This window comes from Bradyrhizobium sp. 613_E4_N2_2 (assembly GCF_052075995.1).
Lineage (GTDB): Bacteria > Pseudomonadota > Alphaproteobacteria > Rhizobiales > Xanthobacteraceae > Bradyrhizobium > Bradyrhizobium barranii.
On record NZ_CP197234.1, the window covers coordinates 6,743,302 to 6,762,819 of the forward strand.

The following is a 19,518-nucleotide window of genomic DNA, read 5'->3' on the forward strand; positions in this document are numbered from 1 at the left end:
TCCCATGGCCAGCAACGTCAATCCCGATCCCTTCACGACGCGCCCCGAGATCGAGGGCACATTCGGGGTCGTCGCCACCACACACTGGATCGCGACCGCGGTCGGCATGGCCATCCTGGAAAAGGGCGGCAATGCCTTCGACGCCGGCGTCGCCACAGCGTTCACGCTCCAGATCGTCGAACCGCATTTGAACGGCCCCGGCGGAGACGTGCCCATCATCGTGCATGACGTCAAACGCGCACGCACCGAGGTGATCTGCGGCCAGGGCCCGGCGCCGGCGCGCGCCACCATCGCGCATTACAAGAGCGAAGGCCTCGACATGGTGCCGGGCACCGGCCTGCTCGCGGCCTGCGTCCCCGGCACGTTCGAATCCTGGATGATGCTGCTGCGCGACTACGGCACGATGCGCGTGCGCGACGTGCTGGAGCCGGCCATCTCCTACGCGCGCGACGGCTATCCGCTGGTCGAGCGCGCCTGCGCCACGATCCAGACCGTCGAGCAACTGTTCCGCAAGCATTGGCCGACCTCGGCGGCGGTCTATCTGCCCAATGGCGAAGTGCCGAGGCCCGGCACGCTCTTCACCAACAAGACGCTGGCTGCGACCTACGCCCGCATTCTCAGCGAAGCCGAGAGCGGCGGCGGCGACCGCGACGCCGAGATCGAGCGCGCGCGAAAGGCCTGGTCGCAAGGTTTCGTTGCGGAAGCCATCGACAAGTTCTGCCGCACCCAGGAAGTGATGGATGTCAGCGGCTCGCCGCATCGCGGCGTGCTCTCGGCCGACGACATGGCGCGCTGGCAGCCGACGATCGAGGCACCGCTGACCTACGACTATGGCCGCTACACCGTCTGCAAGGCAGGCGTCTGGAGCCAGGGTCCGGTGACGCTCCAGCAGCTCGCGCTGCTCAAGGGCTTTGCGCTCGACGGGCTAGATCCGACCGGGCCGGAATTCATCCACCTCCAGATCGAATGCGCCAAGCTCGCGTTTGCCGACCGCGAAAAATTCTACGGCGATCCCAAATTCAGCGAGATCCCGATCGCGACGCTGCTGTCGGATGCCTATAACGACGAACGTCGCAAACTGATCTCAGAGAAGGCATCGCTCGACTTCCTCCCCGGTTCGGTCGAAGGTTTTGGCGGCGTGGTCAAGCTGCGCCGCGCCGAGGGGCAGCGTGAGGCGGTCGGCGCGCTTGGCGCGGGCGAGCCGACAGTCGGGCGCTTCGGCGAGGTGCGCGGCGACACCGTGCATTTCGACATCATCGACAAGGCCGGCAACATGGTGTCCTCGACGCCATCGGGCGGCTGGCTGCAATCCTCGCCGATCATTCCGGAGCTCGGCTTCTGCCTCGGCAGCCGCGCGCAGATGTTCTGGCTGGAGGAAGACCATCCCGCCGCGCTTGCGCCGGGCAAGCGGCCGCGCACGACGCTGTCGCCGACCATGGCGCTACGCGACGGCGAGCCGTATCTGGCCTGGGGCTCGCCCGGCGGCGACCAGCAGGATCAGTGGATCACGCAGTTTTTCCTGCGGCACGTCCATTGCAACCTCAATCTGCAGGAAGCGATCGACGCGCCGGCCTGGCACTCCGAGCACTTCCCGATCTCGTTCTGGCCGCGCACCGCGCGCCCCGGCGTGCTCGTGGTCGAGAACCGCGTGCCGAAGGCGACGATCGAGAACCTTCGCGAGCGCGGACACATTGTCGAGGTCGGCCCCGACTGGTCGGAAGGTCGCCTCACCGCGGCCTCGCGCGTCGGGGTGCGCCGCCGCGCCGCCGCCAACCCGCGTGGCATGCAGGGCTACGCCGCAGGGCGCTGAAGGCAGCACATGACCTGGTCGATCATCGCGCGAGACCCTGCCACCGGCCAGTTCGGCATCGCTGTAGCTACCCGCTTCTTCGCCGTCGGAGCGCGCGTGCCCTACATCGCGGCCGGTCTCGGCGCCATCGCGACCCAGGCCTTCGTCAATCCCTATTACGGCATCGACGGCGTCAAGCTGCTGCGCGAGGGCCTGAATGCGCATAACGTTCTCGCCACCCAGCTCGCGACCGACGACGGCCGCGAGAGCCGCCAGATCCACATCATGGACGCCAGCGGCGCGATCGCCGCGCATACCGGGCGCGACTGCGTCGACTGGTGCGGGCACATCGCCGGCAGCGGCTTCTCGATCGCCGGCAACATGCTTGCCGGCGCCGACGTGCTCGACGAGACCGCGAAGACCTATATCGCCAATGACAGCCTGCCCTTCCCGCGCCGCCTGCTCGCCGCCATGCGCGCGGGCGAGGCCGCCGGCGGCGACAAGCGCGGCAAGCAATCCGCTGCGCTCCTGATCCACGGCGAGGAGGAATGGCCGGCGCTGGACATTCGCGCCGACGATCATCTCGATCCGCTGGGCGAACTCGAACGGCTGGAGCGCGTCAGTCAGGAACTCTGGGTGCATTTCCGCTCTTCCATGCCGACGCGGCAGAACCCGGCAGGCAACACCGATCGCAGCGTCATCGACGCCAGCATTGCTGCGAGCCGAGCAAGGCAATCATGAGCGCAAGTCCTCTCATCGAGATCAAGGATCTGCGCATCCGCTTCCACGGCGACGACGGCCGCGTGACCCACGCCGTCGACAGCGTCGATCTCAGCGTCGCCAATGGCGCGACGCTCGGCCTCGTCGGCGAATCCGGTTGCGGCAAGAGCGTGACGTCGCTGGCGATCATGGGGCTTTTGCCGAAGCAAAGCGCGGAGATCTCCGGCGTAATCCGCTTCGACGGCTTCGACCTGCTGAAGACTCCTGACCAGACGCTGCGCGACCTCCGCGGCAACCGGCTGGCGATGATTTTTCAGGAGCCGATGACGTCGCTCAACCCGAGCTTCACCATCGGCGACCAGATCATCGAGACCATTCTGCGCCATCGCGGCGGCTCCCGGCGCAGCGCGCGCGAGCGGGCCATCGAGCTGCTGCGGCGCGTTCACATCCCCTCGCCCGAGCGGCGGATCGACGAATATCCGCACAAGCTCTCCGGCGGCATGCGCCAGCGCGTGATGATCGCGATGGCGCTGGCCTGCGACCCGCGGCTGCTGATCGCAGACGAGCCGACCACCGCGCTCGACGTCACCCTGCAGGCGCAGATTTTGGAGCTGATGCGCGAACTGAAGGCGGCGAGCGGCGCCGCTATCATCCTGATCACCCACGATCTCGGTGTCGTCGCCGAAGTCTGCGACGAGGTCGCGGTGATGTATGCCGGCGAGATCGTCGAGCGCGCGCCGGTCGACGAGCTGTTCGCCATGCCGCAGCATCCCTACACCGTCGGCCTGCTGGGCTCGATCCCGCGGCTCGATCATCGCGCCGAGCAACTGGCCACGATCGAGGGCATGGTGCCGAACATGGCGCAGCCACCCGCTGGCTGCCGTTTCGCCGCGCGCTGCCCCTTCGTGCTGGACGCCTGCACCAAGGCGCCGCCACCGCTGGTCGAAGTCAGCCCCGGCCACCTCTCGCGCTGCATCCGCGCGCCGCTCGAACTTCTGGTGTCGTGATGGCGCTTCTCGAGGTCGAAGGCCTGGTCAAGCATTTTGTCGCCGGGCGCTCGCTGTTCGGCCGGGCACTGGGGCATGTCAAAGCGGTCGATGGCGTCAGCTTCTCTCTCGACGCCGGCAAGACGCTGGCCCTGGTCGGCGAATCCGGTTGCGGCAAATCCACCGTCAGTCGCCTGGTGCTGCGGCTGATCGAGCCGGATGCAGGCACGGTGCGTTTCGCCGGCCGTGACCTGCTCTCGCTGGACGCCGGGGCGCTCCGCGCCTTCCGCCGCGAAGCACAGATCATCTTCCAGGACCCCTACGCCTCGCTCAATCCGCGCATGACGGTCGGCCAGATTCTCGCCGAGCCGCTGGCGCTGCACGATCTGGTACCGCCGGCGCAACGGCGCGAGCGCGTCGCGGAAATCCTGCGACTGGTCGGCCTCGAGCCGCGGCTCGAGCGGCGTTATCCGCACGAATTCTCCGGCGGCCAGCGCCAGCGCATCGCCATCGCCCGCGCGCTCGCGGTCGAACCAAAACTGATCATCTGCGATGAGCCGGTCTCGGCGCTGGACGTCTCGATCCGCTCGCAGATCCTCAACCTCCTGCGCGAGCTGCAGGACCGGCTTGGGCTGGCCTACATCTTCGTCTCGCACGATCTGGCTGTGGTCAAGCACATCGCCGACCATGTCGCCGTGATGAATCTCGGCCAGATCGTCGAGACTGCCGAGGCGGACGCCCTGTTCGCGGCACCCCGCCATCCCTACAGCCGTGCGCTGCTGTCCGCGATCCCCATGCCTAAACCGCGGGCAAAGCGCAGCCGGATTGTGCTGCAGGGAGAGATCCCGAGCGCGCTCAACCCGCCGCCGGGATGCCGCTTCCACACCCGCTGCCCCTACGTCGTCGACCGCTGCCGCAGTGAAATGCCGCAGCTGGTGCCGGATGGCATCGGACATGCAACGGCCTGTCACCGAACGTCGGAACTGCCGTCCTCCGCGGCGATCGTCCCGTCCGACGGCGGCTTTTCGCCGGTCCTTGAAAAATTGGTCGCCGCCTTCAGCGGCGGCCCGGAAGCAGTCCGCGGCAGCGGGGTTAGTTCATTGGGAACGGACCCGGCATAGCCGCAAAACAGAGGTTGAGAGCGATGAGTTTCATGCGTTTGACAATCCTGGCGTCGGCTGTGCTGACGTCGCTCGCGGGCGCAGCCCAGGCTCAGACCACGCTTCGCATCGGCATCGCCGAAGACCCCGACATCCTCGATCCCAGCATCGGCCGCACCTATGTCGGCCGCATCGTCTTCTCCGCCTTCTGCGACAAGCTGTTCGACATCGACGAGAAGCTCAACATCGTGCCGCAGCTCGCGCTGTCCTACGAGACCTCGGCCGACGGCAAGGAGATGACGATCAAGCTCCGGCCCAACGTAAAATTCCACGACGGCGAGCCGCTGGACGCCGAAGCCGCAAAATTCTCGATCGAGCGTCACATGACGCTGCCGACCTCGTTCCGGAAGTCCGAGCTTGCCAGCGTCGACCATGTCGAGGTGGTCGATCCGCTGACCATCAAGCTGGTGCTGAAGACGCCCTACTCGCCGCTGATCGCCCAGCTCACCGACCGCTCCGGCATGATGGTCTCGCCGAAGGCGGCGAAGGAAGCCGGCGACAAGTTCGGCCTGCATCCGGTCTGCGCCGGTCCCTACAAATTCGTCGAGCGCGTCCAGCAGGACCGCATGGTGTTCGAGAAGTTTGCCGACTACTGGAACAAGGACAACATCCATATCGACCGCGTCGTGTTCCTGCCGATTGTCGACGCGACGGTGCGCCTTGCCAACCTCAAGTCCGGCGGGCTCGATCTGATCGAGCGCGTGCTCGCCACCGACATCAAGGACGTGCGCGCCGATTCCCGCCTCGTGCTGTCGACCGCGCCGGAGCTCGGCTATCTCGGCCTGACCGTCAATATCGGAAACGACAAAACCAAGGGGCCGCTGAGCCAGTCGGCGAAGGTCCGCCAGGCACTCGATCTCTCGATCGACCGCGAAGCGCTCAACCAGGTCGTCTTCAACGGCGAGTTCACGCCTGGAAATCAGTGGGTCAGCCCGAAGCATCCCTATTACCAGAAAGCGTTCCCGGTTCGCGGTCGCGACATCGCGAAGGCCAAGGCGCTGCTGAAGGAAGCCGGCGTCACCACGCCGGTGACGGTGGATTACATGATCCCCAAGGGCGCGGAGAACGAAGCCGTCGCCCAGGTCGTCCAGTCCATGGCCGCGGAAGCGGGTTTTGACATCAAGATCCGCGCGGTCGAATTCGCGACGACCTTCAAGCAGGCTCAAGCCGGCGAGTTCCAGATCTTCCAGATCAACTGGAGCGGCCGCATCGATCCCGACGGCAATTCCTACATCTTCATGCGCAGCAAGGCGCCGCAAAACGACGGCGTGTATTCGAACCCCGAGGCCGACAAGCTGATGGAAGATGGACGCATGACGTCCGACGTCGAGGAGCGCAAGGCGATCTACGAAAAGCTGACCAAGATCCTGCTTGACGATTTTCCGATCATCTACATCTACCACCGCACACTGCTGATCGCGCACACGAAGAAGCTCGACGGCTACAGGCAGATGCCCGATGGGCTGGTGCGTGTGGTCGGATTGAAGTTCAAGTGATCACGGCAGCGGTTGGGACGCGCGTGGAGCCATGCTGAACTTCCTCGCCCACCGAATCGCGCAGATCGTGCCGACACTGTTCTTCGTGTCGGTGCTGATCTTCTCGCTCCAGCAATTGCTGCCGGGCGATCCCGCGCTGGTGATGGCCGGCGAGGAGCGCGATCCCGCCGTGATCGAACAGATCCGCCAGCAGTACAAGCTGGATCAGCCGATCCCCGTGCAGTACGTCTATTGGCTCAAGGGCGTTCTCTCAGGCAATTTCGGCGAGTCGTTGCGCAACAAGATGCCGGTGCGCGAGCTGATCGCACAGAAGCTGCCGGTGACGCTCCAGCTCGGCTCGATGGCGATCCTGATCGCGTTCCTCATCGGCATTCCCGCCGGCATCATCTCCGCGGTGAAGAAGGGCACGGTTTGGGACTATGGTGCCAACCTGTTCGCGCTGTGGGGTATCTCGACGCCGAATTTCTGGCTCGGAATCCTCATGATCTTCCTGTTCTCGATTCACCTGGGCTGGCTGCCGGCCTCAGGCTACGTGCCGCTGACCGAGGACTGGCGCGCGAGCCTGGCAGCCACCATCATGCCGGCCTTCGTGCTCGGCAACGCAATTTCGGCGGTCCTGATGCGGCACACGCGCAGCGCCATGCTCCAGGTTCTGGAGAGCGACTATGTCCGCACCGCGCGCGCGAAAGGTCTCTCCGAGCGCTCGGTGATCCTCAAGCATGCGATGCGCAACGCGCTCACGCCGATCATCACCCTCGGTGCGCTCGAGCTCGGCACGCTGTTGTCGGGCGCGGTGCTGACCGAGCAGATCTTCTCCATTCCCGGCTTCGGCAAGCTGATCGTGGATGCCGTCTTCAACCGTGACTATGCGGTGGTGCAGGGCGTGGTGCTGGTGACGGCCACAGTCTACATCACACTGAATCTCGTTGCCGACGTCGCCTATGTCCTCGTCAATCCGCGGCTGCGAGGTTAGACGATGACCGACGCCGCACTGCCAGCCAGTCCCGCCTCCCAGGCCTACGAGCTGGACAGCCCGGCGCGCCGTGCGCGGCGGCGCCTGTTCAAGCGCAAGGCTGCGGTCTTCGGGCTTGTCGTGATCACGGCCTTCATCCTGCTTGCGGCCCTTGCGCCGCTGGTCGTGCCCTATGATCCCATTGCGACGAGCTGGAGCCTGGTGCGCAAGCCGCCCACCGCCGCTCACTGGTTCGGCACCGACGATCTCGGCCGCGACATCCTGAGCCGCGTCATCTACGGCGCGCGGGCCTCGCTGATGGCGGGTCTGATCTCGGTCGCGATCGCGCTCGGGATCGGTGTCCCTCTTGGCCTCCTCGCCGGCTATCGCGGCGGATTTGTTGACGCGCTGATCAGCCGGATCACCGATGCAATGTTGGCCTGCCCGTTCCTGATCCTGGCGATTGCGCTGGCCGCCTTCCTCGGTCCCAGCCTCGGCAATGCCATGATCGCAATCGGCATCTCGGCCACGCCGATCTTCATCCGTCTGACGCGCGGGCAGGTCTTGAGCGTCAAGGCCGAAGACTATGTCGAGGCGGCGCGCGCGCTCGGCAATCCGCCGTGGCGCATTGCCTTCTCGCACATCCTGCCGAACATCCTTCCCGCGCTATTGGTGCAGGCGACGCTGTCGATCGCCGCCGCCATCATCGCCGAAGCCGCGCTGTCGTTCCTCGGCCTCGGCCAGCAGCCGCCCGCACCGTCCTGGGGCAGCATGCTCAACGCGGCGCAGCGCTTCCTGACCCAGGCGCCGTGGATGGCGATCTGGCCGGGCCTTGCGATCTTCCTCGTGGTGCTGTCGCTGAACCTGCTCGGCGACGGCCTGCGCGACGCGCTCGACCCGCGTCAGCGCTAGATCACGGTCTCGCGCATCACGCGGCGACAATCCATCTCGTATTCGAGATCGACCACTGGCGGACGGGCAAAATGCCAGGTCAGGCCGGAGCGCAACGCGCCGCGGCGGACCAGTTCGTCGACCAGCGCGTGGTGGAAATCGTGCACGGAATAGGCCTGCACGCCGGTGGTGTCCTTCCAGCCGAAGCCGAAGGCCGTCATCCGGTTTTCCATCTGCGACGTGGTGGTGAAGCGCACCTTTTCGCGCAGCCCCTCCGGACTGAGGTCGCGGTAGCGCACGGTGCGCTCGACATAGGTCCCGCCGCCCTCGCGCGTCTCGGCGCCACCGGCGATCACGAAACTTGGCGCCTTCGATGTCGTCGGACGCGTGAAGGAGAAGGCATAGAACGACGGCTCGGACGGCGGATCGATCTCCGGACAGACATTGCTGCGCGCCACCGGATTGGTGGTGCCGTCGAAGATGCCCCATTCGGACAGCGTCTTCACATAGTGCAGGTTGAATGCGCGAAAGCCGTCCTCGCTGAAGGCCGCCGGTGAGCGCAACTCGCAGGCACAGAACGCCGTCAGCGGCCGGCCTGCTTCCTGGATATACTTCGCCGCGAGCGCAAATCCCTCGGCCAGCGGCACCAGGCGGTCGAACCGAACCCGCTCGATCTCGTAGCCGTCGTCAGCGGCGGCACCCGCCGAATACTGGAACACGGACGGAATGAAACGATAGTTGCCGGCGGAGAAATCACCAATCATGTCGAACTCCTATTCCAGTTTCATGCGGACACCCTTGGCGCCGTTGAGCAGGCGCTTCAGGTGAAAGCCGGCCAGGGAATCGTCGGCGTGGATCCCGACCAGCGCGGCAAAGGCCGGCATCGCCGCGACGTCGCCGGCTTCCATCTTGGCAAAAGCCTCGGAATATTGCGCCGTCCTTGGCGCTTCGAATTTTTCCTGCAGCAACGGTTCGAACGCGCGCAGCGGTTCGCTGCGTCCGCGCAGCATCAGATCACCCACGGGACGGCCTTGAAAATGCTCGGCCGCCTTGGCGACGCTGGCACTGGCGCAGATGCGTGTTCCCAGATGCTTGTTGGCGGCCTCCAGTCGCGCCGCGATGTTGATGGTGTCTCCATACGCGGTGTAGTCGAAGAAGCGGTTGCCTCCGAAATTGCCGACCAGAGCCGGCCCGGCGTGAATGCCGATGCGGGTGGTGCCGAAGTTCACGCCCACGGCCCTCTGGCGCGCGCAGAAATCCTGCGCCCAGGCATCGAGGTCATGGGCGCAGGCGACCGCACGCGTCGCATAGTCCGGCTGATCGCCGGGCGCATTGAAGAGCACCTGGATCGCATCGCCGATGATTTTTGCGACCGTCCCCTCATGCGCGAAGATGGTTTCGGTCATCCCGCCAACATATTCGTTGAGGAGCGCGCCCAGCGTCTCGGGCGGCGCGCTCTCGACCAGGGAGGTGAACCCGGTGATATCGGTGAAGATGGTGGCGACATCGCGCCACTGCACCTCGATCCCCTCACCCTCGCCGCCAGCCACCAGACGCTTGGCGAGCTCGGGCGAGAAATGGCGCGATAGCGCGGCATGGGCCCGCTCCGCCTCCATCTGACGGCGCCGTACCTCGCGCAGCATCTCGATATGGCGAATGGTCTTCTCGATCGTGGCTTCCAGGTCGGCGAAGTCGATCGGTTTGGTGAGGAAGTCGAACGCGCCGCGGTTCATGGCGGTGCGGATGTTGCTCATGTCGCCATAGGCCGAGACGATGATGGTCGACTTCTTGTCCTCGGCCTCCTGGAGCTTCGCCAGCAGCGACAGCCCATCCATCCGCGGCATGTTGATGTCGGAGACCACCATGTCGACATGCGGGTTCTGCTCGAGGGATTCCAGCGCCTCGACGCCGTCGCGTGCAAACATGATGTCGACGAGCCCGTCGCGGATCTGCCTGCGAAACTTTTGCAGGATCAGCGCCTCGAGGTCTGGCTCGTCATCGACGAAGAGGATGGTCGAAGTCATGCGGCTTGCTCGAGCCTCGTGTCGATCTCCTGCCGCAGCAGCGCAAAATCGATCGGCTTGGTGAGGAGCCCGATGGCGCCACGCTCGATCGCCTTCCGGCGCGTCTCGGCGTCACCATAGGCCGTGATCATGATGACGGGAACGTCCGGATGCTCGGCGCGCACCTTGGGCAGCATGTCGAGCCCGCTCATGCCGGGCATGTTGATGTCGGACAGGATCAGGATCAACGAGGGGTCGCGCACCTCGGAGGCGAGCCTGAGCGCATCGGACGCGGACGGCGCGAATTCCATCTGGAAGCGTCCGGCGCGCAGGTCACGCCGGAACTGCTGCCGGAACAGCGCCTCGACGTCGGGCTCGTCATCGACGACCAGGATGTAAACGTTCAATTCTTGCCTCCGGGAGTATCGTCCGCCGCCATCTGGCGCGGCAACGTGATGATGAATTCGGTGAATACACCGGGTGTGGTGTTCACGTCGATCGTGCCGCCGTGCTGTTTCACGACGATGTCATGACTCATGGACAGGCCAAGCCCGGTGCCCTCGCCGGCCGGCTTGGTGGTGAAGAACGGATTGAACAGTTTCGCCTTCACCTCGGGCGGAATCCCTGTGCCGTTGTCGCGGATCCGGATCTCGACCTTGTCGCCGAGGTTTTTGGTGGCCGCGTTCAAGGTGGGCTCGAAGCCGTCCGTCGCGCTCTCCTTGCGCTTGGCCGCAGCATAGAAGCCGTTCGAGATCAAATTGAGCAAGACGCGCGCGATCTCCTGCGGATAGACATCGACCATCCCGGCCCCGGGATCGAACTCGCGCTCGAGCGTGACGTTGAAGGCGGGCCGTTCCGCGCGCGCGCCGTGATAGGCGAGATTGAGGCTTTCCTCGACGATGGCATTGATATCGCTGGGACGATGCTCGCCGGAACCCGCGCGCGAATGCAGCAGCATGTTCCTGACGATGGAATCGGCGCGCTTGCCGTGCTGCACCACCTTCTCGAGATTGCTCTTGAGCATGCCGGTCAGCTCGTCGACCTCCTCCTTCGTCTTGCCGTCGAGCGAAGCCGATTGCAGGGCCTGGTTGAGTTCATCGATCAGCTCGGTCGAGACCGAGGAGAAATTGTTGACGAAATTGAGCGGGTTCTTGATCTCGTGGGCGATCCCCGCCGTGAGCTGGCCGAGGGAGGCGAGCTTCTCGGTCTGGATCAGGCGATCCTGCGCGGTACGCAGATTGTCGAGCGACTGCGACAGCTCCGTGGTACGCTCACGAAGCTGCTTGAGCAGTCGAGCGTTCTCGATCGCAATCACAGCCTGTTTGGTGAAATTCTCAACCAGTGCGATCTGCTTGTCGGCGAACGGACGGACCTCCTTGCGATAGACCGCGATCGTGCCAATCAGCTCGTTCTCCTTCAGCATCGGCACGATGACGATCGTACGGGCGCCGGCGACGTCTGAGATCGCGCGAACGGCAGGCCCACCAGCAAGATAGGCAGGTGTGTTTCGCACATCGTGAACGTGGACGACCTCACGTGTCCTGACGACCTCGGCGAGCGCGCTGTTCGGACGAGGTCGGATTTCCACATCTTTTCGCGAAGCAGCGAACGCAGCCGGCACATTGTAATCCGCCGCAATCGTGAAGCTTTCACCGTCCCAGAGATTCATGACGCCGAAACTTGCGCCACAGACCCGCGTCGCATTTTCGAGCATTTTGTAGAACACGGGAGCGAGTTCGCCCGGAGAGGAACTGATGACCTCCAGCACCTCAGAAGTCGCCGTCTGTTGCTCGAGCGTTTCGGACAATTCAGCCGTCCGCCGCTCGACCTTGTTTTCCAAATCCGCATAGGATTCCTGCAATCGCGCGCCCATGTCGTTGAACTGGTCGGCGAGTCCTTCGAGCTCGTCGCCGGTCTTGATCGAGATGCGCTGCGAGAAATCGCCGCCGCCGATCCGCTCGGCGCCGCTGCGCAGGGCCTGGATCGGTCCGACCATGCGGCGTGCGAGAAAAATCCCGGCGAGCACCGCGAAGATCGACGCTGCGAGCAACACGATCGCCAGCCGCTGCAGCGAAGCATAGAGCGCCGCATAGGCCTCCTCGACCGGCAGCTCGACGAGCATGGTCCAATGCAGCGGCTCGATCGGGGCCGATGTGGTCAGCACCTTCTGCCCCTGGATATTGCGCGCTTCGGGGAGCGCGTCGGACAGGGTGCCGCCTCCAGCCTGCGCGGCGCGCACCTGCGCGAGGCCCGACATGTCGGTGTTGCGCAGCACCAGGCTGATGTCGGGATGCGCGATCAGGCGTCCCTCCGGGCCGACCACATAGGCGTGCCCGTGTTCGCCGACCTTGATCTGGGACACGACGTCCCAGATCAGCTTGAGATTGACCTCCGCGATGCTGACGCCGGCATCCTTGCGCGCGCCGGCCAGCGCGAGCGTCATGTAGGGCTCGGACTCCCTGCGGAAATAGACCGGGCCGTAATAGACCTTGTGCGCGACCGCCTCGGTGAACTTCGGGTCGGCCGACAGGTCGATCCCGCTGTCGATCGCGTCCATGGCCAGCCGCGAGACCCGCAAGCGCTCCTTGCCGGTCGCATCCACCTGGGCGAGCTCTGTGACCGCGGGCACCTGGCGCAGCAGCCGTTGTGCGTCGAACCGGCGCTGCTCGATCGAGCCCGCCGACCAGGGCAGCTGCGTGGTCCAGCCTAGCTGGCTCTCGATCTCCTTGACGAACTGGCCGATCTTGGCCGCCGCCGCCTCCGCCTGCTCATGCTGGACCCGGATCAGCGCGGCCTTGTGCTCGCGATAATAGAAGAAGACCTCGAACAGCCCGTTGGCCAGCAGCGCAATGGCGACGACGGCCACGAAGAGCGCGACATATTTGGTGAAAAGCCGGGTCCTGATCCCGCGCCCCGCCGCCTCGCCGGGCACGACGCCAGCCGCGGCCGCGCTCGGCGCCGTCCTGGCTTGCGGGGTGTCGGGGTGGAGGGAGATGCTCATCCCGGCGAATCTAGCAAGAAGGCCGGAACTTGTCTCTCGCCAACGCGGAAAGGGCTCCCCCTAAGCCTGACGGCGTCCGCAGGCTGCGGGGCAAATGAAAAGGGCGGCAACGGATGCCGCTGCCGCCCTCTGGTTCGCTGACCTGCGGCTCAGGTCGGTCGCAGCGCCTTGGAATTGAGGTCGAGATCGTTGACCTCCTTGTTCCGCTCGGAATCGGCCGCCGCGCGGTGGTCGGTTGCCAGCACGACGTAGACTGCGGGCAGCACGAACAGCGTGAACAGCGTACCGATCGACATGCCGGCGACCACCACGAGGCCGATCGAGAAGCGGCTGGCCGCGCCCGCGCCGGACGCAGTCAGGAGCGGGATCAGGCCGGTCACCATCGCGGCCGTGGTCATCAGGATCGGCCGCAGACGAATGCGGGCCGACATCTCGATGGCCGAGCGGCGGTCGAGCCGCTCGTTGACCTGGAGCTCGTTGGCGAACTCCACCATCAGGATGCCGTGCTTGGTGATCAGGCCGACCAGGGTCAGCAGACCGACCTGGGTGTAGATGTTCATGGTCGCCATGCCAAAGAACAGCGGGATCAGCGCACCCACGATCGCCATCGGCACCGAGATCATGATCACGAACGGGTCACGCAGGCTCTCGAACTGCGCCGCCAGCACCAGGAAGATGATGATCAGCGCAAAACCGAAGGTGATCGCAAGCTGGTTGCCCTCCTGCACGTATTGCCTGGAGTCCGCGAGATAATCGTGGCTGAAGCCGGCCGGCAGCTTCTTGGCCTCGCCTTCGAGGAAGTCGACCGCCGATCCGACCGTCACGCCGGGCATCGGCACAGCCGAGAACGTCGCCGAATTGAGCTGATTGTAATGCGTCAGCGAATTCGGATCAGTCTTGGTCCTGACCGAGACCACGGTCGACAGCGGGAGCTGCTGGCCCGTGTTGGTCGTCACATAATAGCCGCCGAGCGATTCCGGCGAGAGCCGGCTGCTGCGCGGCACCTGTGGGATCACCTGGTAGGACCGGCCCTCCAGATTGAAGCGGTTGATGTAGTTGCCACCGAGCAGCACCGCGAGCGTAGAGCCGAGGTTCTGCATGTTAACGCCGAGATCCTGCGCCTTGGTGCGGTCGATCGTGACCTCCACGTTCGGCTGGTTGTAGGCGAGGTCGCTGTCGGAGACGATGAACATGCCGCTCTTGCGCGCGGCGTCCTTCAGCTTCTCCATCTGCTCATAGACCGTCTGGAAGCCCGCGGTGGAATTGATCACCATCTGAACCGGCAGACCGCCGGGGCCACCCGGCAACGGCGGCAGGTTGAACGCGAAAGCCTGCACGCCCTCGATCTTGGAAAGCTCGGCCTGCACCAGCGGCTTCAACTGGATCGACGAGCGCTTGCGCTCGTCCCACGACTTCAGCAGCATGCCGGCGATGCCGCCCTGCGGGCCGTTGATGCCGTTCAGCACGAAGCGCAGATCGGTTTCGGGGAACTTCTGGAATTTCTCGTCGAGCTTCTCGCCGTAGAAATCGACATAGTCGATGTTGGCGTATTTCGGCGCCTTGGTCACCGCGAACACGATGCCCTGGTCCTCCTCAGGCGCCAGCTCTTTCGAGGTGTGCATGTAGAGGAAGCCGACCAGCCCGAGGATCGTCACCGCGAACAGACCGGTGATCGCCTTGTAATCGAGCGAGCGGTCGAGCCTGCGCCCATACCAGCGCGTCAAAGCGCCGAACACCTTGTTGACCAGCTTGGCGAAGCGGCCCTCTTCGGTATTCTTGAGCAGAATAGAGCACATCATCGGCGACAGCGTCAGCGCGATCACACCTGACACGATCACCGAGCCCGCGAGCGTAAAGGCGAATTCGCGGAACAGCGAACCGGTCAGGCCGCCGAGGAAGCCGATCGGCGCGTACACCGCCGCGAGCGTGATGGTCATGGAGATGACCGGCCCAACGATTTCGCGCGCGCCTTCCAGCGCCGACTGAACCGGCGTCTTCCCCTCCTCCAGATGGCGATGGATGTTCTCCACCACGACAATGGCGTCGTCGACCACGAGGCCGATCGCGAGCACCATCGCGAGCAGGGTCAGAAGGTTGAAGCTGAAACCCAACGCCAGCATCAAGGTGCAGACGCCGATCATCGACAGCGGAATGGTGACGACGGGAATGATGACCGAACGGAGCGAGGCCAGGAACAGGAAGATGACCACGATCACGATGATCACGGCTTCACCCAGCGTCTTCTCCACCTCGTCGATCGAAGACTGGATGAACTTGGTCGAGTCGTAGGCGACCTTCATCTTCATCGACGGCGGAAGATTGCGCTCGAGTTCGGGGAACAGTGCGCGCACGCCCTTGACCAGCGTCAGCGGGTTGCCCTGCGGCGTCGCGTTCACGCCAATGAAGATCGCATGCTCGCCATTGAAGGCGACGCTGGCATCCGTGCTTTGGGCGGCGAGTTCGACTGTGGCGATGTCCTCCATCCGCACAAAGCCGCCGTCCTTGGCCTTGACGATCATCTTCCTGAACTGGTTGACGTCAGTCAGGCTGGTGTTCGTCGAGATGTTGGAAACGATCAGATAGCCCTTGGTCTGCCCCGCTGCGGACTGGAAGTTGTTGGCGGCGATCGCGGCGGCGACATCGGCCGGCGACACGTTGCGGCCGGCCATCTTCATGGGATCGAGCCACAGCCGCATCGCAAAGGTCTGGCCGCCCAGAATGTCGGCCGAGGCCACGCCGTCGACCGTCGACAGCACCGGCTGCACCACACGCGTCAGATAGTCTGATATCGCCGAGCCCGACAGCTCTTCGGAGGAGAAGCCGAGATACATCACGGCCGTGGTCTGGCCGGTGGTCTTGGTGACGATCGGGTCGTTGGATTCCTTTGGAATCAGGTACTTGACCGAGTTGGTCTTGGCGAGCACCTCGGTGAGCGCCTGGTTCGGATCGAAGTTCAGCTTGATGTAGACCTGGATCGTCGAGGTGCCGAGCACCGAGGACGAGGTCATGTAGTCGACGCCTTCGGCCGAGGCGACCGCCTGCTCGATCGGCGTCGTGATGAAGCCCTGGATCAGGTCTGCGGACGCGCCGGGATAGACGGTCGTGATGTTGATGACCGTGTTCGACAGCTTCGGATATTGCCGGATCGGCAGCACCATCGCCGCGCGCAGGCCGATCAGCAGGATCAGCAGACTGACGACGACCGACAGGACCGGTCGCTTGATGAAAATATCGGTAAAGCGCATCGCGGCGATCTCGATTTCTTTGTCTCAAGAAAAGTGACCCGGCGAGGCCGGATCACCTGGATGTATTGGATCAGTAGCGCGGCGGCTGCGCCGGGATCTGCGGCGCCGGATCGGTCGAGATCGCAACTGGGGCGCCCGATTGCAGCTTGAGCTGGCCGACAGCGACGACCTTGTCGCCCACCTTCACGCCCTTGATGATTTCGACGCGACCGTCGACCCGGCTGCCGGTCTGCACGAACGTGCGCACTGCGGAGAGGCTGGTCTTGCCGTCCTCTTCCTTCTTCTCGGTGATCACGAACACGGAGTCGCCGTACAGCGTGTAATCGACCGCCGTTTCCGGCACGGTGATCACGGCCGGCTTCGCCGGCAGCACCACCGTCGTGGTCACGAACATGCCCGGCTTCAGGATCTTCTCCGGATTGGCGACCGTCGCCTGCACGCGGATGTTGCGGGTGTCGGCCGCGACCTGCGGCTCGATCGTGGTGATCTTGGCATCGAAGGTGCGGCCGGGGTAGGCGTCGACCTTGAGCCGGACCGGCTGGCCGACCTTGAGGTTGCCCGAGTCCTTTTCGGTCACCGTGAAGTTGGCCCACAGCTCCGACAGATCGGTCAGCGAGACGATCGCCGTGCCGGCCGTCAGGTACTGGCCGACTTCGACCTTGCGGACGCCGAGATCGCCGGAGAACGGCGCACGCACCAGCTTCTGCGAGATCACCGCCTCGGTCTTGGCGATGCCGGCCAGCGCCTGATCGTAGGCGGCCTGCGCGTTATCGACGGTCGCCTGCGGGCCGAACTGGCGCGATGCCAGCTGCTTGGCGCGGTCGAGCGAGAGCTGTGCGACGGTTGCCTGCGCCTTGTAGTTGGCGAGGTCGCCCTGCTCCGGCATGTCGAAGAACTGCACCAGTGGCGTGCCGGAATCGACATGCGTACCCGGCTCGAACTTGATCTCGGTGACGCGGCCGTTGACGTCGGCGCTGACGTCGACCTGGTGCACGGCGGCAAGGCCACCGACTGCGGTGAGCAGGTTCGGCACCACCTCGGACTTCGCCTCGGCCGCGCTGACCGCGGTCGGCGGCGGCTTGTTGTTGGCGAAGAACTGCTTGATCATCTGGCCGCGGAAGTAATTGAACCAGACGAGGCCGCCAACGAGCACGCCCAGGAGCGTGCCGACGATGATGAACCACAGCACCGGCCTGACCGGACGCTTGGGAGCCTTGGTGTCGATCGGTTCGCCCGAAATCTTGTGTTCGGTTACGATGTTCATGTCATGCGCTTTCTGCAATCGCCGTCTTGCCCGCATCCGCGGCCTGATCGCGGCCCAAATGCGAAGCAATTGCGGCGTCGTTAAGTCCGATACCCCTCAGGAGAAACTCACAGAGCTGCCGCTCCAGATCGTTCGCCTTGCCGTAGACGAGGCAGGGCGTGGCCGGCAGCCTGGTCAGCGCAGCCATCATCACCGAATGATGCGCGAACCAGAACAGGTTGAGCGGATCGCCGCTGAACGGCCGCGCGTCACCGCTGGCAACCGCGCGCTCGAGCGAGGCGAGGAAGACCGCCCCGATCAGCTTCTCGATCTTGGCATATAGCAGACGGGCGAATTCGCCGTCATCCAGATGGCTGGTGGCCATCAGTCGCAGGCGCTGCGCCTCCTCCTGATCGGGCCCGTCGGCGATGTGGAGGAAATGCTGGACCATGCCGCGGATCAACTCGACCAGCGTGGCCGTCGAGGGCTCCCGCTCGAGCAGGTCCGTCAGTGCCGGATCGGCTTCGCACTCGTCGCTGAGGATCTCGGCGTAGAGCGCCGCCTTGGACGGAAAATGCTTGAACAGCAGCGCCTCGGAAATGGCAGCGGCGGCCGCCACGCTCTTGGTCGTGGTGCCGGTATAGCCGTGTCGGGCAAAGCAGCGTTTTGCGGCACCGAGGATCAATTGACGCCTCAGGTCGCTCGTCATTCGCAGTGAGCTCATGTTAGTGAGTAAGCACTCACCCACGCAAAAGTCAAGCAGAATGCTGCGACGCAACCTACGTGGGTGCAAACTTGTTGGAAAATGGTCACACTTCCCCGCCCGGAGGGCCCGGAACGTTGCTCAGGACGGAGCCAAGCAGGGCTAGATCGGCTGGAAGCCGAGATCGCCACGGATCCGGTTGACGATGTAAGTCCCGTCCCGGACTGGGAGAATCCGGTCCAGGCTGGCGCTATCGATCTTCACATTGGCAAATCGCGGCCCCGCCGAGACGTTGTGGACGGCTTTGGCGAAGGCCTCGACCTCGGCCATGGTCGAGATCGCGCGGGCGTCCCCGATGCCGCAGGCCCTGGCGACGCCGACGAGGTCGGCAGCTGCGGAGGTGTGGCTGGTCTGGCCACCGGTCTCGCCATAGGCCTCGTTGTCGAGCACCACGATCGAGAGGTTGGACGGCTTCTGCAGGCCGATGGTGGCAAGGCTCCCCATCCCCATCAGCATCTCGCCGTCGCCGGTGATGACCAGCACCGGCAGTTTTGGTTGCGCCAGCGCCAGACCAAGCCCGATCATCGCCGCGCCGCCCATGCCGCCCCAGAGGTAGAAGTTGCGCGCGTGGTCGCCAGCGGCACACATGTCGTTGGTGGAGGCCCCGAGGCCGCCGATTGCGACGACGTTCTTGCGGTTCGCAAGCAGGGTAGACACCACCTGGCGGCGGTCGAGGAGATTGGCCTTGCTCATTTGGTGAAAACCTTGGCGCCGATCAGGCGCTGCGACAGCAGGACGGCGGTGGGCGTGAGCGCGTTGTAGGCCTGCGCTGCGGCCGCCTCCAGCACGGCCGGCACCTCGGCCGCATTGGACGCGCGCAGCACCTGGACGCCAGAGAGCTCGAACACGCAATGCGTGGTCGATCCCATCGGCACCTGCCATGGATTGAACTCGCCCCACTCGCCGCGCATGGTCACGAGCGTCAGGAACGGAAAGCGCAGGATCGGGATCAGCGACAGCATGTTGATGCAATTGCCGACCCCGCTCGACTGCATCAGAAGCACGCCGCGCTGTCCGCCGGTCCAGGCCCCGGCCAGGAGCGCGACGCCCTCCTCCTCCGTCGTCAGCGGAATGCCGCGCATCGTGGTTGAGGCCAGCACGCGCTGAATCAACTTCGAATGGCCGGCGTCGGGCACGTAAGGCGCCTGCCGGACGTCGAAGCGTTGCAATGTCGCGAAAATATCGTCGGGCCAATTCGGGGCCGTGTCGGCAGCGTCAGCGCGGGCGTGCATTTTCCTGTCCGGTCGGCTTGCAAATCACGACACGACT

16 protein-coding genes are annotated in these 19,518 nt (G+C 64.7%); 7 read left to right on the top strand and 9 right to left on the bottom strand.

From position 1 onward, the window contains the following. Window positions 1–4 precede the first annotated feature (4 nt). The 7 genes from AB7290_RS31980 to AB7290_RS32010 are packed head-to-tail and all read left to right on the top strand — an operon-like array spanning window position 5 to window position 8,015. Window positions 5–1,810, top strand: a complete 1,806-nt coding sequence (locus AB7290_RS31980) for a gamma-glutamyltransferase family protein (protein WP_085404389.1) — start codon at window positions 5–7, stop codon at window positions 1,808–1,810. A 9-nt stretch (window positions 1,811–1,819) separates the two neighbouring features. Continuing rightward, on the top strand, window positions 1,820–2,530 hold the full coding sequence (locus AB7290_RS31985; RefSeq protein WP_085404390.1) for a DUF1028 domain-containing protein: 711 nt from the start codon (window positions 1,820–1,822) through the stop codon (window positions 2,528–2,530). Continuing rightward, the gene (locus tag AB7290_RS31990; RefSeq protein ID WP_135215964.1) at window positions 2,527–3,516 is read left to right on the top strand and encodes an ABC transporter ATP-binding protein; all 990 of its coding nucleotides are present in this window, start codon (window positions 2,527–2,529) and stop codon (window positions 3,514–3,516) included. The genes AB7290_RS31985 and AB7290_RS31990 overlap by 4 nt, the downstream gene beginning before the upstream one ends. Next, the gene (locus tag AB7290_RS31995; protein ID WP_085404392.1) at window positions 3,516–4,616 is read left to right on the top strand and encodes an ABC transporter ATP-binding protein; all 1,101 of its coding nucleotides are present in this window, start codon (window positions 3,516–3,518) and stop codon (window positions 4,614–4,616) included. The genes AB7290_RS31990 and AB7290_RS31995 overlap by 1 nt, the downstream gene beginning before the upstream one ends. 23 nt (window positions 4,617–4,639) lie before the next feature. Beyond that, the gene (locus AB7290_RS32000) at window positions 4,640–6,151 is read left to right on the top strand and encodes an ABC transporter substrate-binding protein (RefSeq protein ID WP_085404393.1); all 1,512 of its coding nucleotides are present in this window, start codon (window positions 4,640–4,642) and stop codon (window positions 6,149–6,151) included. Between the two features lie 31 nt (window positions 6,152–6,182). Further along, window positions 6,183–7,124 carry an ABC transporter permease gene (locus AB7290_RS32005; protein ID WP_071915894.1) on the top strand — a complete coding sequence of 314 codons (942 nt, stop codon included), beginning with the start codon at window positions 6,183–6,185 and terminating at the stop codon, window positions 7,122–7,124. Between the two features lie 3 nt (window positions 7,125–7,127). Beyond that, complete coding sequence (locus AB7290_RS32010) at window positions 7,128–8,015, top strand: ABC transporter permease (RefSeq protein WP_085404394.1); 888 nt, start codon at window positions 7,128–7,130, stop codon at window positions 8,013–8,015. On the opposite strand, the gene cnbZ is transcribed toward AB7290_RS32010, so the two are convergent. The 9 genes from cnbZ to AB7290_RS32055 form a co-directional block, all read right to left on the bottom strand. Next, a complete protein-coding gene (gene cnbZ / locus AB7290_RS32015) occupies window positions 8,012–8,758 on the bottom strand; it encodes a 2-amino-5-chloromuconate deaminase CnbZ (RefSeq protein WP_085404395.1) in 747 nt (248 codons plus the stop codon). The two genes, AB7290_RS32010 and cnbZ, sit on opposite strands and share 4 nt — an antisense overlap. Before the next feature lie 9 nt (window positions 8,759–8,767). Further along, on the bottom strand, window positions 8,768–10,018 hold the full coding sequence (locus AB7290_RS32020; protein WP_085404396.1) for an adenylate/guanylate cyclase domain-containing protein: 1,251 nt from the start codon (window positions 10,016–10,018) through the stop codon (window positions 8,768–8,770). Then, window positions 10,015–10,404, bottom strand: a complete 390-nt coding sequence (locus AB7290_RS32025) for a response regulator (RefSeq protein ID WP_014496960.1) — start codon at window positions 10,402–10,404, stop codon at window positions 10,015–10,017. The genes AB7290_RS32020 and AB7290_RS32025 overlap by 4 nt, the downstream gene beginning before the upstream one ends. After that, entirely contained in the window at window positions 10,401–12,998 is a 2,598-nt protein-coding gene (locus AB7290_RS32030) for a sensor histidine kinase (protein ID WP_085404397.1), read from the bottom strand. The genes AB7290_RS32025 and AB7290_RS32030 overlap by 4 nt, the downstream gene beginning before the upstream one ends. Before the next feature lie 149 nt (window positions 12,999–13,147). Next, window positions 13,148–16,243 carry a MexW/MexI family multidrug efflux RND transporter permease subunit gene (locus tag AB7290_RS32035; RefSeq protein ID WP_071915899.1) on the bottom strand — a complete coding sequence of 1,032 codons (3,096 nt, stop codon included), beginning with the start codon at window positions 16,241–16,243 and terminating at the stop codon, window positions 13,148–13,150. A gap of 70 nt (window positions 16,244–16,313) precedes the next feature. Next, complete coding sequence (locus AB7290_RS32040; RefSeq protein ID WP_085404398.1) at window positions 16,314–17,507, bottom strand: efflux RND transporter periplasmic adaptor subunit; 1,194 nt, start codon at window positions 17,505–17,507, stop codon at window positions 16,314–16,316. Between the two features lies 1 nt (window position 17,508). After that, window positions 17,509–18,210: a TetR/AcrR family transcriptional regulator gene (locus AB7290_RS32045; protein ID WP_085404399.1), complete on the bottom strand. Its 702-nt coding sequence runs from the start codon at window positions 18,208–18,210 to the stop codon at window positions 17,509–17,511. Between the two features lie 141 nt (window positions 18,211–18,351). Further along, window positions 18,352–18,942: a thiamine pyrophosphate-dependent enzyme gene (locus tag AB7290_RS32050; protein WP_085404400.1), complete on the bottom strand. Its 591-nt coding sequence runs from the start codon at window positions 18,940–18,942 to the stop codon at window positions 18,352–18,354. Then, the gene (locus tag AB7290_RS32055; RefSeq protein ID WP_085404401.1) at window positions 18,939–19,481 is read right to left on the bottom strand and encodes a phosphonopyruvate decarboxylase; all 543 of its coding nucleotides are present in this window, start codon (window positions 19,479–19,481) and stop codon (window positions 18,939–18,941) included. Before AB7290_RS32055 ends, AB7290_RS32050 begins: the two co-directional genes overlap by 4 nt. Between the last annotated feature and the right edge of the window lie 37 nt (window positions 19,482–19,518).

Excerpts from the sequence above, each read along its gene's own strand:
- AB7290_RS32000 (WP_085404393.1), top strand. The coding sequence starts at position 4,640 with ATGAGTTTCATGCGTTTGACAATCCTGGCGTCGGCTGTGCTGACGTCG.
- AB7290_RS32010 (WP_085404394.1), top strand. The coding sequence starts at position 7,128 with ATGACCGACGCCGCACTGCCAGCCAGTCCCGCCTCCCAGGCCTACGAG.
- AB7290_RS31990 (WP_135215964.1), top strand. The coding sequence starts at position 2,527 with ATGAGCGCAAGTCCTCTCATCGAGATCAAGGATCTGCGCATCCGCTTC.
- AB7290_RS32055 (WP_085404401.1), bottom strand. The coding sequence starts at position 19,481 with ATGCACGCCCGCGCTGACGCTGCCGACACGGCCCCGAATTGGCCCGAC.
- AB7290_RS32030 (WP_085404397.1), bottom strand. The coding sequence starts at position 12,998 with ATGAGCATCTCCCTCCACCCCGACACCCCGCAAGCCAGGACGGCGCCG.
- AB7290_RS31995 (WP_085404392.1), top strand. The coding sequence starts at position 3,516 with ATGGCGCTTCTCGAGGTCGAAGGCCTGGTCAAGCATTTTGTCGCCGGG.
- AB7290_RS32050 (WP_085404400.1), bottom strand. The coding sequence starts at position 18,942 with ATGAGCAAGGCCAATCTCCTCGACCGCCGCCAGGTGGTGTCTACCCTG.
- AB7290_RS32020 (WP_085404396.1), bottom strand. The coding sequence starts at position 10,018 with ATGACTTCGACCATCCTCTTCGTCGATGACGAGCCAGACCTCGAGGCG.
- AB7290_RS32040 (WP_085404398.1), bottom strand. The coding sequence starts at position 17,507 with ATGAACATCGTAACCGAACACAAGATTTCGGGCGAACCGATCGACACC.
- cnbZ (WP_085404395.1), bottom strand. The coding sequence starts at position 8,758 with ATGATTGGTGATTTCTCCGCCGGCAACTATCGTTTCATTCCGTCCGTG.
- AB7290_RS31980 (WP_085404389.1), top strand. The coding sequence starts at position 5 with ATGGCCAGCAACGTCAATCCCGATCCCTTCACGACGCGCCCCGAGATC.
- AB7290_RS32045 (WP_085404399.1), bottom strand. The coding sequence starts at position 18,210 with ATGAGCTCACTGCGAATGACGAGCGACCTGAGGCGTCAATTGATCCTC.
- AB7290_RS32035 (WP_071915899.1), bottom strand. The coding sequence starts at position 16,243 with ATGCGCTTTACCGATATTTTCATCAAGCGACCGGTCCTGTCGGTCGTC.
- AB7290_RS32005 (WP_071915894.1), top strand. The coding sequence starts at position 6,183 with ATGCTGAACTTCCTCGCCCACCGAATCGCGCAGATCGTGCCGACACTG.
- AB7290_RS31985 (WP_085404390.1), top strand. The coding sequence starts at position 1,820 with ATGACCTGGTCGATCATCGCGCGAGACCCTGCCACCGGCCAGTTCGGC.